An 11,938-nucleotide genomic window follows, 5' to 3' on the forward strand; every position below is an offset into this window, starting at 1 on the left:
TTACGAGCGCAAGATCGTAAGGAGAGGCCGCGTGGTACCGATCCAGTCAGGGCGGTGGTACGTGGCAACGCCGATCGCCGGGTGGCAGGTGGAGCAGCGGGCAGCGACCATCTGCCCCTCGGCGATGACGAGGCCGACGTGCCCTGGGTGGTTCTTGGAGGTGCCGGGGCCGGAGTTGAAGAAGACGAGGTCGCCGGGTTGGGCTTGGTTGTTGGGTACGCGGACGCCGAAGGGCCATTGGGTGAATGTGGTGCGTGGGATGGTGAGGCCGGCGGCTGCGTAAGCGGCTTGGACGAGGCTTGAGCAGTCCCAGGCGTCGGGGCCGGTGGCGCCGAAGACGTAGGGCTTGCCGCGTTGCGCCATGGCGAAGGCGATGATCTTTGCGATGGTCTCGTTGGGTGCGGTGATGGCGGTGGCTTCGGCGCACTCGGCTGGAGGTGTGGCCTCGGTCGGTGTGCTCGGGGTGGTGGGCGTCTTCTTGTAGTTGCGGGCGCGGTTGAGGACGTCGTCGACGTAGGTGTTGCTGTGGTTGTAGGCGAAGAGCGCGGCGCGCATCTTGGGTGGTGCGCCGTTGTGGCGGAGGTAGTTGGCTGCGGTGGGGATGGCGTCGGCCGGGTCGTAGCGGTCCTTCTTGCCGTCGTGGTTGCCGTCGACGCCGAAGCTTGTCCAGGTGCCGGAGACGAACTGCATGGGGCCGCCAGCTCCGGCGTGGTTCTCGCCGGAGCGCACGCCTGGGGCTTTGGAGCGTCCGTGGTCGGACTCGATGGATCCGACGGCGGCGAGGATCTCCCAGGGGATGCCGTACTCGGCGGCGGCCTCGCGGTAGAGGCCGAGGTAGGTGGCGGGGATTCCGGTGACCGGCGGCTCGGTGGCCTGCTGTCCGCATGCGTCGGGTGGGGGCGTCGAACCGGTGACCGCGCCGATGAGGACGACCGCCAGGACGACGAGGGCGACCAGGAGCGCGATTACCGGCAATCGGTGTCCTCCGTCCTGTCGGGGCCGGTAGCGGGCGGTGGTGGCAGAACGATTGCCAGGTCGGTCAATCGGCGGCGGGGGCCGTCCTGCCCTGCCGGTAGCCATACGGGTCCGGCGGGGCCGCCGGTGGCGGTGCCGACGGGTGTATGGACGGCCGTGGCGACCGGGACTGGTGGTGTTCCCAGCAGGGCGCGCAGGTGCGTTTCGCGGCGCGTGCTGGGCAGCCAGAACAGGACGGGGGTGGTGATGCCGGTGGCCTCGGCGAGGGCCTCGTAGCCGTTGAGTTTGGCGGCGACTATGGCGAGGGTGACGCTGCCGGTGTCGTGTTCGAGGAAGAAGTCGACCGTTGCCGGCCCCTGGGCTCCAGGGGTGGTCTCGGTCCATCGGCCGTAGGCGTCGGGACGGGCGAGGTCTCCCCATAGCTGGGTGCAGCGGCGCTCGGGCCACCACTTGTCGAGGTGGGCGTCGGGCGTGCGGCGGGCGTGGGCGTGGAGTTGGGTGAAGAACTCGTTGACGCCGACCTGGTGGGCCAGGTGCCGGGAATGGCTGATCTGGAGTGCGGTGGTGCGGCGGTAGCCGAGTCCGGACAGGGTGATGTTGCGGTGGGCGGCCAGGTGCTGGGCACCGAGGGGACCGAGGACCCAGTGGTAGGGCGCTGCCCCGATGGGAACCCAGGGCTGGAAGCGTTCGAGGGCCTTGAGGCGGAACAGGTGCAGGAGGCGGTCACGGGCCTTGCCGGGCGTGGTGAAGAAGATCGCGGCGAGCTGGTGCGTGGTGAGAACGCGGTGTTCCCAGACCAGCTCCAGGATCGCCTGGTCGCGGTCGGTGAGCCGTGCGCGGAGTTCGAGGAACAGTTCGGGTGTTACTCGTCTGGGTGTGCTGGCCGCTCGGCGCTGGCGGATTACCTTCTTCACTGCGGCTGGTTCCCCTCGGTGGTTGGGCTCTCGGTGCGCGGGTCGGACGGCGGCCCGCCCTTTCTGGTGGTGGGTTCGGTCGTCGTCACGCGTGGTGTGAAGCGTTGGCGGGAGGCCGCGCGGATGTGGTCGGCGCGGCCGGGGATCGCCTCGCGGAGTGGACGGGTGCGGAAGGTGAACGCCTGCGTCGGCTGGCCGGCGGTGACGAGGCGTCCGGCGGCTTGGTAGGCGCCCAGGTGGGCGAGGTCGTGCGCGGACAGGACGGGGCCGGCGTGCCGGGCGAGGTCGCTGGCGTCTTCGGGTGAGGCGGCGAAGTAGATCTTGTTGCGGGCGTCGGCGGAGACCGCGTCGCGCAGATCTTTGGGCAGTTGGGACAGGTGCTGGTGGACCAGGACGAGCGAGAGCCGGTACCCGCGGGCCTCGGCCAAGATGTCGGACACCGATCCTGGCAGGTTGAGGAAGTTGTGGCACTCGTCGATGTAGGCGGCCGAGTCTGGACGCTCGTCCTCGGGAAGGTCGGCGCGGCGGGTGACGCCTTGCCAGGTGTGCGCGAGCAGGAGTGATCCCATGAGGCGGGCCGCGTCCTCGCCGAGGACGCCTTTGGGGAGGCGGGCTAGGACGAGGCCGCCGTGGTCGAGGTGGCTGGCCAGGTCGACGGTGGATCCGGTCGCCGACAAGGCCCGGTGGACGAAGGGGCGGAGCAGGACGGCGCGGAGCTTGTTCATCACGGGACCGATCGCGGCCGCCCGTCCGGCCGGTGACAGTTCGTCGTACCCGGCCCAGAAGCCGCGTAGAAGGTCGTCGGAGAGCCGTCCGACTACGCGGGCGCGGAACGCCGCATCGGTGAGGAGTTGCGGGACTTGGGCGAGGGTGGCGCGGGAGCCGTGGGCGCGCATGAGGCTCAGGCAGGCCGACCGCAGCAGGTCGTCCAGGCGCGGCCCCCAGGACGAGCGGAAGCAACGGTGGAAGATCGACACGACCGAGTCAACGGCGAACGCCGGGTCGGGGCCGGAGAGGATCCCGACCGAGGGGGGCGGTGCGGGGTCGGACGGGTCGAACACCACCGTCCGTCCTGCCATGCGGCTCGGGAGCCGGTCCAGGACGTCGGCGATCAGGTCGCCCTTGGGGTCGATGACGAGTGCGCCGCGGCCGTCGCGGGCGTCGCCGAGGATGAGCGAGGCGAGCAGGGTGGATTTGCCGACGCCGGTCTGTCCGAGGACGTGGACGTGTTGGCGTGCCCCTATGACCGGCATCGCCACGGGGCGGGCGTGGCCTGCGTCGGCGTCGCCCAGCATCCGTGCGGCCCCGTGGGCGGTGTCGGGGCCGGTGGGCACGTCTGGGGACGGTGCGACCGGTCGGGCTCCGGCGCGTGTGATCGCGGGCGCGTCCGGATCGAGGGGCAGGTGGGCGAGCGCGGCCAGCTCGGCGGCGCCCAGCAGATAGCCGCGTCCCAAGTGCCGCTCGGCCAAGGTGAGGGCCGGGTCTCGGAGCCTGCGGCGGCGTAGGTGCTGGTGGCCGGAGGCGAACAGCGCGGCGACCGATGCCAGGGCGTGGGCTCGTCCGCGTAGCCACTTCTCGGCGTTGGCGGCGTCGGGTGTGGCGACGGCGTAACGGATGTCGACCTCGAACCGCGGTTGCGTCGCCTTGGCCAGGATCGCGCGGACCTGCTCGGCCCGTTCCGGGTGCACGCTGGCATGAGCGGCGCCGGTTGGGCAGCCAGGGTGGCTGGTGCGTGTCCCGGGTGTGAGCAGGTCGAAGAAGAAGCCGCGTGACGTGGCGGGTTTCCCGCCCTTGAGCCGGGACGCGACGCGGTGGGCGCGCGCCAGACGGCGCCCCGTTACGGGGCGGGCGAGGATCTGGACGGCGGCGCGTTGGCCCTGGTCGAGCCCGGAGACCGCGCCGAGGAGGGAGCGGATCGGGTCGGCGTGGTGATCGGTCTTCAGCGGATAGGCGTCCGCGCGCGACAGCACGAGACGGCCTCCGGCCACCGGGGTGGACGGCGGGATGGGCGGCGCGGAAGCACGGGTCGTGGTGGTGGAGCCCGGCCAGGCAGCCCGGATCGTCTCCTCGACCATGCCAGGCGGCACCGTTCCGGGCACCCAGACCTGTACTCGCACCCCGGCGGCGCTGGCGACGTACTCGAACGCCAGATACGGCTGCCCGAAGATCCAGCGCTTCCAGGCGGGGGCGAGCAGGCCGGCCTGGTGGGCCCACCATGCGGGCGCACTGGCCGGATCGACTTGGGGTGGTACGGACACGGTGATCAGGCGGGCGTCGCGTGCGCACCGTCGCGTCTGCCAGCGCCGTACCGTGGCCCGCGCGAACTTGATGACGAGAGCGGCGACTCCGGACGCGACAGCGATGGTCGGCCCGTACTGGGCGACCAGCACCGGGATGCGTTCGGCCTGGTCGAAGATCCGCGTCCACTCGGGGACATCGCTGGGAGAGGTCATGGCGGGTCGGCCTCCTGACCGTCGTTGTCCAGCAACTCGGCGGGGTCGGTGGTGATCACCTTGTGTTCGGCGGGCGAGGAGATGGCGGCGAAGGCTGCCCGATCGCCGGCGTTCCCGCCACACAAGAGGCCCTCGCCCCTTTCAGCCGACAGCAAGAAAGCCCGTTCACCTTCGGATAGGGCGAACGCGTCGCCGACGGCGGTGATGGCTTGGGGCGCCTGGCGGAGCAGGATCTGGGTCGCGGAGTTGGCGACGACGGCGCGGCCGAGGTCGGATGCGAGCAGGTCGGCGGCGTCCTGGGTGACGACGGTCAGCCCGGCCCAGTGCTTTCGGGCGGACTTGGCGAGCCGGTAGAGGAATCGGGCGCCCTCGGCCTCCTTCATCAGCATCCACGCCTCGTCGACGATCACGAGGCGGGGGCGGCGGTCGGCGGGGTTGGCGACCTTGCGCCAGATGGCGTCCAGCGCGAGCAGTACCCCGACGGATTTGACCTCTTCGGGCAGGTCCCGCAGTGAGAACACCACCAGGTGCCCGTCCGGACGGGTCGTCGTGGCTTGCGCGAACAACTCCTTGTAGGACCCGGCGACGTACGGTGTGAGGCGTTCGGCGATCGCCTCGCCCTCGGGATGGGAACTGATGGCGAGTTGTTCGACCAGGTCGGCCAGCAGCGGCGCCGGACGCGTCCAGGTGGCGGGCGCGGAGTTGATGCCCCTGGAGGCGTAAGCGGCCAGGACGGCGCGGTCCAGGACGGGACGCGCGGCGGGCGTCAGGGCCTCGCCGAGCATCGCGGCGACGAGCGTCTGAGTGAACAGGGCGCGGCGAATCAGGGTGTCGTCGCCCTGGTCGGTGGGCAGGTCGAACGAGTTGAACGCCACACCCTTCGCGCCGAGGCCCAGGTGGGTGCCGCCGGTCGTCTCGGCCAGGGCCCGGTACTCGTCCTCCGGATCGATCACCGACACCTCGACGCCGTGATACAGCAGCCGCAGCGCTTCGAGCTTGGTGAAGTAGCTCTTGCCCGCGCCGGACCGGGCCAGGACGACGGAGTTGTGGTTGTCCTGGGCGAACCGGTCCCACACCACGACGCCGGAACTGGCGACGTTGACCCCGTACAGCACCTCGTTGGAGCCGGTCGGCGCGTTCAGGTCCGGGGACGCGAACGGGAACGACGCGGCCAGCGCGCTGGTGTCGAAGGTGCGGCGCTGCCGGATCGCGTCCGTTCCGAGCGGGAGCGTCGACACCCATCCCTGCATGGCACGGAACGTGGTCGGCTGCGCGTCCAGCAGAAGGGACGCGGCCAAGGCCCGAACCTGCTGAACCTCACCGTCCAACTCCTCGGTGGTCCAGGCGTGCACGGTGAGGTAGAGGCCGACGCGGAACAGGCGGCCGTCACCGCGCGCCAGCGACGAAGCCAGGTCAGCCGCGTCGTCTGCGGCGGCCTCGACGCTGAAGTCGGCTAGCCGGCCCGCTTCGGCGTTGGCGCGGGCGCTGGACTCCAGGCGGGCGAGCTGCCGCCGGAGCCGCTGCGCGGCGACCATCGGCGGGATCGGCTCGACGTGCAGTGAGACGTCCAGGCGGCCGGGGTAGGTGAGCAGCGGCTCCAGCCAGCCCGCGCCGACCTCGCGCGGATACCCGGTGATGGCGAACGAGGCACAGCAGCCGTCTGGCATTTCCAGCGACGATGCGTTCACGCGGAGCGCGGCGGGTGCGAGCATGTCACCCAGCCCGACCCGCTGGTCCCGGTCATTGTCCTCGGCGGACACGGGCGGGGTGATGGTGGCGCGGACGAGTGCGGACAGTTTCACCGGACCACCACCTGGACGGCCGAGTGGCCGCTGGCCTGCACGGTCGCGGTCAGGACATGGGCGAAGTTCTCGCGGTCGAGGCTGCTCAGCGATGCGGCGGGGAACGTGCCGCCGGTGGCCAGCGCGGCGGCGATCTGGAGGACGGCGGCCTCGCCCGCCGAGCACACCAGGCGCCCACCGGCCAGCGCGGCGGCGGCCCGGTCCCACTTCACCCAGGCGAGCACATCCTCGCCGGCGTCCGGGGCGACGTCGCGCTCGATGAACTGCGAACGGAAATCGGCGCGGGTCAGCCAGAACCGGTGAACGATCAGGAGCTCGACCGCCGCGAGTTCCCCGCAGGCGCCTTGTGCATAGCGGCGGAGCCCTTCGGCCAACTCGTTGACCGCCGGTCGCTGCCAGCGCCGATGGGTGTACGTCATTCCGAAACTCCTTCGTCGCTGTGGGCAGTGACGGGCTGGTCCAGGTCGGCAGGCGGAGCAGGCCGCTGGTAACCGGGCGAGAACGCGTCCGACAGCACGCGCACGCAGGCATCGGCGTCCAGGACTTCGGCCGTAACCCCGAACCCGGACAGCGTCCGGACCGCTTCAACGGCCCGGCGGGAGACGACCACGGCGCTCGCCTGCCGCGCGCGCCCTCGACGTCCCGCACCGGGAACGGGCTGGTCCCGCACGACGATGAGCACCTCGCGCACCAGCAGCGTGCGTGAGTCGCCGAGTTCGTCGAGATAGGCCGCGTGGTCCTCGGCCGCGCGCCGCAACGCCGGGTGCGGAAGATCGGGCGCGGCCTCCGCCAACCGCGCGGCGAGGTCGGACAGATCGACCGGACGGGCCCGGATCAAGATCTGCACCGGCGCCTCAAGGGAGTTCAGCCAACGCCCGAAGAACCCGACCAGCGCGGCCTGCTCGGCGGACGTGCGCAACCCGAACGAGATCGTCCCCGCCCGCACCAGCACGGCCGTCCCCTCACTACCCAGGTCCATGACGCCGTCTTGACGGACGGCACGGACCGGAAACCGCAGCGCGCCCGGCAACTGCCCCCGCACCCTGCACCAGGCCGGAGCCTGGGGAATCGGCTCGGGCGCGGCGACAAGCGTGCGTCGCCGGCGAAGATGGTCCAGCGCGGCCAGAACGAACCGGTCCAGGCCCATGCCGTCCCGGCGGCCGAGCGCCATCGCGCATCCCGCCGTCACCAGCGGGAAGCACAGCCCCGCCGTGACCGCGACCGGCAGCAACGGCGAGACGCCGACGAACACCGACGCCGAGATCACCGCGGTCGCCGCGAGGATGACGAGCTGACGCGTGGTGAGCCCGTACATGATCTTGTCCGGTTGTTCCACGTCGGCTGGGATACGCGCGGACAGCGGCTCGTGATCGTCGTTCAACGGTTCCTCCTGCCATGGCGCCGGTAGCGGGGCGGGTCGAGCCGCACGAACCTGCGCGGTGCCGGACGACGCGGGGCCTCGGCACGCCGGTAGGGGCGTGTCGGCGGCTGTACCGGGATACGCGGGTGCGGCCGGGCCGGCCCGCCCGCACCCGTCCGACCGGGGACGGGCGGGACGGGCGGCCGGTGCGGCGCGCCCCTGGGGGCTGCCCCGTGCCCGGCCCGGTGATGGGTCCCGGTGCCGCCGTGCGCGGCGCTGTGCGTGCCGTTACGGGCCCCGTTCGCCGGACCGGGACGCGGACGATGCCGCCGGTCAGCGCCACGCGGCTGGTGGCAACGGGGGCCATGACCGGGCCCGCGATCGGGACGCGGTGCCGGGCCGCCGTGCGGGCCACCGGACGGCCCACCACGGGGCCCGTTCGGCCCGCCGCGCCGCCGGGACCCGCCACCGTGTCCCGGCCGGGCAGCCCCAGCGGACGCGGTCCGCGCCGCGCGTGCGCCACGCGCGCCCCGAGTCGCCTTCCCAACCGCACCCAGCACTGCGCCGACGCCCTTGTAGACCACGAACGTCCGCACGAGCTGGGAGAGGATGCGCGGCTGGGCGGGCTGCCAGACGGTGCGCGCGACCCAACGCGGGATACAGATCAGGATGTACAACAGCGCGATCACCAGCAGCAGATCGATCAATTCGGCCTGCTCGGTCGGGACCCCGAAGAAGGCATGGTTGTTGTCGCTGTGCTGTGACAGCAGCAGCCGCAGCGCGTTGATGAACACGAACGACTGGCACACCTGGATCGCCAGGGCACCGGTGATCCCGCGCCACCACAGCCTGGCCAGGCCGTCGGTGAGCGCCAGCGCGTGGAACATCAACGCGATCGGCGCGACGCTGATCAAGATCATGATGATCGCCAGCCGCATCACGTAGATGAACGCCAGAATGCAGGCCAGGACGACGACCACGAGCGTGACGAGAACGAAGAAGATCCCCGCGGTGTTGACCGAGGCGCCGATGCCCTCGGCGAAGATCCGCCCGGCCTCATCCGGGTTGATCTCGTCGGCGCCGCTCATGAGGATCGACCGGGCGAGCCCGTTGGCGAGCTGAATTCCGTACCCGATCACGACCAGGCTGAGGTTCATCGCGGCGAACGCCGCCACCAGCCGCACGATCGCCTGCCCGGGGCCGGCGGCGCCGGAGAAGGTCTGACCGGCCATCAACAGCACGCCGGCGACCAGCACCAGGAGCACGAAGCAGGTATTCGCGATCACGCGGGACGTCGCCCAGATCTCCTCCGCCTGACTCATCGGCGCCGACCCGATCTCCGGCGTACCGAGCTGGGTACTGGCCAAGAAGCCCAGCACCGGTGTCAGAGCACTCTTGGCCAGCGACCGGAACCAGCCGGTGATCGCCTCCTTGGTGTGGCAGCCCATGTCCACCCAGCCGCAGTCGTCCTCGCCCTCCTGGCCATCGCCGGAGTCGCCGTCGTCCTCCGGATCCAACGGGGCTACGGCGGACGCGGTGCTCGCATGCTGAGCGGAGGAAGACGCGTCAGCGGTGACATGCAGGAAGAGGCTCAACACCGATGTGCCCGCCAGAAGAGCGAGCGCGATCAAGGCACGTCTCCGCCGAACCCTGCGAATCCAGGCCCGCATCTTCAGGACCCGACGATGTACTGGAGGATCTGCACCAGGATCGGGGCGAGAGCGGCGATGCCGTAACCGATGGCGGCATTGCGCAGCGTGCGTTTCCCCGCCTCGGCCTCGCCGGGGTCGCCACCGGCCAGCAGATAGCGGACTCCGCCGATCGTGGCGAACAGCGTGGCCAGCGCGACCAGCAGACCGACGATGACATTGCGCAGGTTGGAGATGACCTCCTGAAGACGGGCATTGTCCGGCGGGGCTGAAATGACGTGTGCCTCGGCCGCGGAGGCCAGCGTCGCGGCGATCACCAGGCCGCACACCAGAATGCCCGCGCACCACAGCACGATCGCGGCGGCGAGACGGCCCCGGCTCACTTCTGGCCGGCGAGACGGAAGAAGTTCGGACAACGGACGGATGCTCAACGGGCAGCCCTCCAGGCATGTGACGAGGCGGCGGGTGAAAATGGCGGAGCTAGGCGCCGGTCGGAAGGTTGGAAACCACGGGGTGAAGACGGGCCGGGCCTTGCGGGTGTCCTCCTTCGGCAAGGGCACTCGGCGGACGGTCTGACGGATGGGGACCGGGTGACCATCCGGCCCGAGCCCGTCTTCGACCCCGGGTTGCTTCCACTAAGTAACTGGACCGCTCACACCCCGGTTTTGGACATCAGCGATGCGAAGTCGTCCCGCAGACCCTCGTCGCGCATCGCGGTGACCAAGCGCTTTTCGGCGCGGCTGCGGCGCTTCGCCAACGCCGCATACGACATCCCGAGCCGCTCACCGAGGTCGGCCAGGTTCGCGCCCTCCAACCGGGTCAAGGTGATGATCTCGGCCTCGAACGAGGTGATGACGCCCTGCCGGACAGCCGACTCCATGAGCAGGTCCACGTGCCCCTCCGAGGAGTCGGCGGGGTTGACCCGCGCCAGCGTGCAGGGGTCCACCGGGATCACCTGCGCGTGCCAGCGGTAGGCGCGCTGGACGGCCTTGGCCGACCGCCCCAGCAGCCGCCGCGAGATCCGGGGCTGCTGCAAGTCGATCTCGTGTAGCGCCTCGCAGAACGCCGACAGCAGGTCACCGGCCACCCGCGAGGTGCCGGCCCCGGGCTCGCTCTCCAGACCGCGCAGCCGGTCCCGCACGATGCCCTTCAAACCGGGTAGCGCGATCCCGACGCACCCCATGACCCAGGAGGACCCGTGGCGGCGGGCGCGCAGCACCAGCTCCCTCCACACGGCGTCACGGGCCTCCGGCCCGGTGGACGGGTGCAGCAGGATCGCCCGGACCTCGTCCAGCGCGATCACGCGGGTGGGCAGCCCGTGCCCCAGCGCCGCGCCGTCCACCGACAGCGGAGCCGGGCCGCGCGTCAGCAGATCGAACGTCGTCTCCGCGACGTCCAGGACGTGCAGGGCCTCGGCGCCGGAGCGGCGGCAGGCCGCGCGGTCGGAGCGGTCGGCCGGACGGACACCGGTGATGATGCTGGTCACGCTCATGGGAACCCCCGAGAGGTCGGTCGGTGAATCGGTCACCGACATCTCGGCAGAGCCCATGAGCAGATCATGAGCAGCTGACCGGCGGGCACTGTCGATCCGAGGTGCTCATGATCTGCCCATAATCGCTGTGACCTGCGAAAACGTGATCTGCACATCATGTGCACACGCTGTCAGCGCCCCGAGGTCAAGCGCCCGCATGTGTTGAGATCGCCGCTGACCAGCATGAACACCCGCACCGCAGAGTGCCGTACCAAGAAAACTCAAAACTCCGAGGCGAGCCGTTGCGGCCCTGCCCCCTGCCGAGGAAGCGACAGGGCATTTGCCGCCAAAACGACTCGTCGGCCGAGGGGGCCGGTGTCAGTCGAGAGTGATACGGAGCGCGCGGACTGTGCCGCTTATGCACCAGCGTCCCGGCAACCGCAGATCCAGTCCACAAGTGAGATGCAGCGAGCCCAGAACGGCGAGTTCGTTTGTCTCGCACTCGACATCAAGAACGTGGGCACGGACGCGGGAGACATCTACACCTGTGCCCACTGGGTAGGCGCGGACGGCAAGGTGGTTTCCGGCATCGACACCATCGGCGGAGCCCGCGGGGCCCAGGGCCTGCCTGAGAGCATTCTCGGACAAGAGAGCCCCGGTCCCGGGCAGTACATATTAGGGACGATCAGCTAGGACGTCCCAACCGACCGACCCGGCGTCAACGCTGTCGAAGACCGAAACGGGATGCTGCTCTTCTGGGTCAATTACGCACCGGAGTCGGCTACCGTAAAGGTTACTCAGTAACACCAGGGGGAGGAGAACGCGCATGGCACAGAAGGTCATAGTGCAGATGACAGACGACCTCGATGGCGCCGAGGCCAGCGAGACGGTGTCGTTCGCCATCGACGGCAAGGCGTACGAGATCGACCTCAGCGAGAAGAACGCCGACAAGCTTCGAAGCGCTCTTCACCCGTACATGGACGGCGGCCGTCGAATCAAGGCCGTCAGGGGAGGCAAAGCCACGACTCGCGGCACCAGCAGCCGCGAGCGCAGCGCCGAGATTCGTGAGTGGGCGAAGTCCACCGGCGTCAAGGTGAACGATCGCGGGCGCATCCCCGCCAACGTTATCGAGCAGTACGAAGCGGCTCACTAGCCGAACACCCGTAGAGGGACCCATCCATGCCGGGCGGGCAGGGCTGATTGCGTTCTCGGATGTTGAGATGGTCGGAGCGAGTGGCCAGGTCACGGACTGATCGCGGGGGGCGTGTCTGCGGGCCGGGAAGCAACAAGGCCCCGTAGAACGGCGATTGCCTA

Annotated in this window: 10 protein-coding genes; 1 reads left to right on the plus strand and 9 read right to left on the minus strand. The window is 70.3% G+C overall.

What is annotated here, in order from left to right:
- The 9 genes from SM611_RS31935 to SM611_RS31975 all read right to left on the minus strand — a co-directional run bounded on the left by SM611_RS31935 (position 1) and on the right by SM611_RS31975 (position 10,645).
- The gene (locus SM611_RS31935; RefSeq protein ID WP_371954039.1) at positions 1 to 975 is read right to left on the minus strand and encodes a C40 family peptidase; all 975 of its coding nucleotides are present in this window, start codon (positions 973 to 975) and stop codon (positions 1 to 3) included.
- Positions 966 to 1,889, minus strand: a complete 924-nt coding sequence (locus SM611_RS31940) for a replication-relaxation family protein (protein WP_371954040.1) — start codon at positions 1,887 to 1,889, stop codon at positions 966 to 968. Before SM611_RS31940 ends, SM611_RS31935 begins: the two co-directional genes overlap by 10 nt.
- Positions 1,886 to 4,342 (minus strand): type IV secretory system conjugative DNA transfer family protein, encoded by a 2,457-nt coding sequence (locus SM611_RS31945; protein WP_371954041.1) that lies wholly within the window; start codon positions 4,340 to 4,342, stop codon positions 1,886 to 1,888. The genes SM611_RS31940 and SM611_RS31945 overlap by 4 nt, the downstream gene beginning before the upstream one ends.
- Complete coding sequence (locus SM611_RS31950; protein WP_371954042.1) at positions 4,339 to 6,144, minus strand: VirB4 family type IV secretion system protein; 1,806 nt, start codon at positions 6,142 to 6,144, stop codon at positions 4,339 to 4,341. The genes SM611_RS31945 and SM611_RS31950 overlap by 4 nt, the downstream gene beginning before the upstream one ends.
- Entirely contained in the window at positions 6,141 to 6,563 is a 423-nt protein-coding gene (locus SM611_RS31955; RefSeq protein ID WP_371954043.1) for a hypothetical protein, read from the minus strand. The genes SM611_RS31950 and SM611_RS31955 overlap by 4 nt, the downstream gene beginning before the upstream one ends.
- On the minus strand, positions 6,560 to 7,525 hold the full coding sequence (locus SM611_RS31960) for a PrgI family protein (RefSeq protein ID WP_371954044.1): 966 nt from the start codon (positions 7,523 to 7,525) through the stop codon (positions 6,560 to 6,562). Before SM611_RS31960 ends, SM611_RS31955 begins: the two co-directional genes overlap by 4 nt.
- Positions 7,522 to 9,135: a TrbL/VirB6 family protein gene (locus SM611_RS31965; RefSeq protein ID WP_371954045.1), complete on the minus strand. Its 1,614-nt coding sequence runs from the start codon at positions 9,133 to 9,135 to the stop codon at positions 7,522 to 7,524. The genes SM611_RS31960 and SM611_RS31965 overlap by 4 nt, the downstream gene beginning before the upstream one ends.
- Positions 9,136 to 9,176: 41 nt before the next feature.
- The gene (locus SM611_RS31970) at positions 9,177 to 9,569 is read right to left on the minus strand and encodes a pilin (protein ID WP_371954046.1); all 393 of its coding nucleotides are present in this window, start codon (positions 9,567 to 9,569) and stop codon (positions 9,177 to 9,179) included.
- A gap of 236 nt (positions 9,570 to 9,805) precedes the next feature.
- Positions 9,806 to 10,645 (minus strand): sigma-70 family RNA polymerase sigma factor, encoded by an 840-nt coding sequence (locus tag SM611_RS31975; RefSeq protein ID WP_371954047.1) that lies wholly within the window; start codon positions 10,643 to 10,645, stop codon positions 9,806 to 9,808.
- 805 nt (positions 10,646 to 11,450) lie between these two features.
- On the opposite strand from SM611_RS31975, the gene SM611_RS31980 reads away from it, so the two are divergent.
- Positions 11,451 to 11,777, plus strand: a complete 327-nt coding sequence (locus tag SM611_RS31980) for a histone-like nucleoid-structuring protein Lsr2 (RefSeq protein ID WP_138636548.1) — start codon at positions 11,451 to 11,453, stop codon at positions 11,775 to 11,777.
- The last annotated feature ends 161 nt before the right edge of the window (positions 11,778 to 11,938 follow it).

It is taken from the genome of Actinomadura monticuli (assembly GCF_041463655.1).
Lineage (GTDB): Bacteria > Actinomycetota > Actinomycetes > Streptosporangiales > Streptosporangiaceae > Spirillospora > Spirillospora monticuli.